The following is a 2,645-nucleotide window of genomic DNA, read 5'->3' on the forward strand; positions in this document are numbered from 1 at the left end:
GGGTCCGGGCGGCTGCCCGGGGCGCGGTCCACCGGGAAGTCCGGGACGTCCTGCCCGGTCCAGCGCTGCTGCTGCTCATCCCACCAGATGATCTTCTTGCGTTCACTCCAGGGCTTGCCTTCGGGGTCGGCCGAGGCCCGGTTGTACAGGATGCGCCGGTTCGCCGGCCAGGCCCAGCCCCACTCCGGGGCCAGCTCGTTCTGCTGGTCGCCCGGGGTGCGGTCCGCGGCATGGTTGACCCCGTCAGCGTAGACCCCGGTGTAGATCCAGCAACCTCCCGAGGTCGTGCCATCGGCGCGCATCTGGGTGTAGGTCTGAAGCGGTTCACCCGCCTGCGGCCCGCTCAGGTGCCGGCCGTTGATCTCGGCAAGCACCGCCTCCGGATCCGGCTCCTCGTTTTGCCCCGGGTAGTCCCAGGTCAGATCCAGTAGCGGCCGGTCACGTTCGTCGGTGGACCCGGCCAACTTCTCGCGGATGCGTGTGCCGAGCTGGTAGAAGAAGTCCAGTTCGCTTTGCGCCTGGCCGGGCGGGGCGATCGCCTGGTGCCGCCACTGCAACAGCCGCTGCGTCTGGGTGAAGCTGCCGGCCTTTTCCACGTGGGTGGCCGCGGGCAGGAAGAACACCTCGGTTCCGATCTCCTCGGTCTTCAGCTCGCCCGAGGCGATCTCCGGCCCGTCCTTCCACCAGGTTGCGGATTCGATCAGGCTCAAGTCGCGCACCACCAGCCACTTCAGGTGGGACATCCCCATCCGCTGCATCCGTCCGTGGGCGGAGCCGACGGCCGGGTTCTGCCCGAAGATGAAGTACCCGTCCACCTCGTCATCGAGCATGCTCATCACGGTCTGGTAGGTGCCGTGGGGTCCGTTGATGCGCGGCAGGTAGCCGTAGCCCCAGTCGTTCTCCTCGGTGGCGGCCTCGCCCCACCAGGCCTTGAGCAGGCTGACCGTGTAGGCGTCGGCGTTGGCCCAGTACCCCTTCTGGTCCGGGGAGGCGATGCTATCCAGGTATTCGTCCAGGTTCTGCAGTTCGGCGCTGGGCATCGGCAGGTACCCGGGCAGCAGGTTGAACAGGGTCGGGATGTCCGTAGAACCCTGGATGCTGGCGTGACCGCGCAGCGCCATGATCCCGCCGCCGGGCCGGCCCATGTTCCCCAGCAGCAGCTGCAGGATCGAGGAGGTGCGGATGAACTGGGCTCCCGAGGAGTGCTGGTCCATCCCACGGCATAGGCGAAGCAGGTGGTGCGGTCCCGGCCGGAATTCTCGGTGACCGAGCGGGCCAGGTATTCGAAGTCCTCGGCACTGATGCCGCAGGTTTCCGCCACCATCTGCGGGGTGTAGCGCGCATAGTGTCGCTTGAGGATCTGGAACACACTGCGCCGGTGCTGCAGCGTCGGATCCTGCTCAAATTCGGGGCGTTCCAGCGTCGGTCCCCCACTACCGTGGCTGTGCCCCACGGCGCGCTGGGAGGTGTCGGCCCCATGCTCATGGTCGTTGGAGCCGTCCTGGCCGTCCCCGTCATCGGATCCCTTGCGCTGGTAGGCCCAGGAGGACATGTCGTACTGTCCGGTGTCCGGGTCGAAACCCGAGAACAGGCCGTTCAGGTCCTCGGTGTCCTGGAACTCCTCGCTGACCAAGGTGGCGGCGTTAGTGTACGCCTGGACATACTCCTTGAACCACAGGTCGTTGCTGATCACATAGTTGATCAGTGCGCCCAGCAGCACGATGTCGGATCCGGCACGGATTGCGATGTGCTTGTCGGCCACGGCACTAGTCCGGGTGAAGCGCGGGTCAACGTGGATGACCTTCGCGCCCCGGGCCTTGGCTTCAGCCACCCACTGGTAGCCCACCGGGTGGCATTCGGCCATGTTCGAGCCTGAATTACAATGCAGTCCGCATTGGCCATGTCCTGGAGTGTTTGAGTGGCGCCTCCCCGCCCAAATGAGGTTCCCAAACTGGGAACGGTGGCGGAGTGTCAAATACGGGCCTGGTTCTCCAGCTGCACTGCGCCGGCAGCGGTAAATAGTTTCTTGATGAGGTAGTTTTCCTCATTGTCGAGGGTGGCGCCACCCAGGCCGGCGATGCCCATGGTGCGGCGCAAGGCCCGGCCCTGCTCGTCGGTGTCCTGCCAGTGGTTGCGCCGGGCTTCGAGGAAGCGTTCGGCCACCATGTCGATGGCGGTGTCCAATTCCAGTTCCTGCCAGTCGCTCGCGTAGGCAGGCCGGTAGAGGACTTGGTCTGCCGCCCGGGCGCGTTGACCAGCTGTTCGCTGGCCGAACCCTTGGGACAGAGCCGACCGCGGGAAATTGGGGAGTCGGGGTCGCCTTCAATCTGCACGACCTTCTCGTCCTTGACGAAGACCTTCTGGCCGCACCCAACGGCGCAATACGGGCAGACGCTTTGTACTACTCGATCTGCAGTGGAAGTGCGGGGGGTGATCTCTTTGGTCCGCTGGGACATGACGGCTTCGCCGCGACCGAGCGGATCGCTCGATCGGAATTGCCGTACGACCGGCCAATTCAAGAAGCTAAACCCTGACATGCGTCCACCATAACCGAGATCACAAAAATGCGGCAAGGAGCTTTGCGCTGGTGTCCAGCTTCCGGAAAGTCGTGTAGTCGTAGGTGTGGCGGCCGGCTAAAGCCCCAC

The 2,645-nt window shown here is 65.0% G+C and carries 1 pseudogene; it reads right to left on the bottom strand.

The annotated features are described in order from the left end of the window. Positions 1-2,537 (bottom strand): annotated as a pseudogene (fdh, locus tag JCM19049_RS11345) (formate dehydrogenase); the annotation flags it as partial. Between the last annotated feature and the right edge of the window lie 108 nt (positions 2,538-2,645).

The organism is Arthrobacter sp. JCM 19049 (assembly GCF_001310435.1).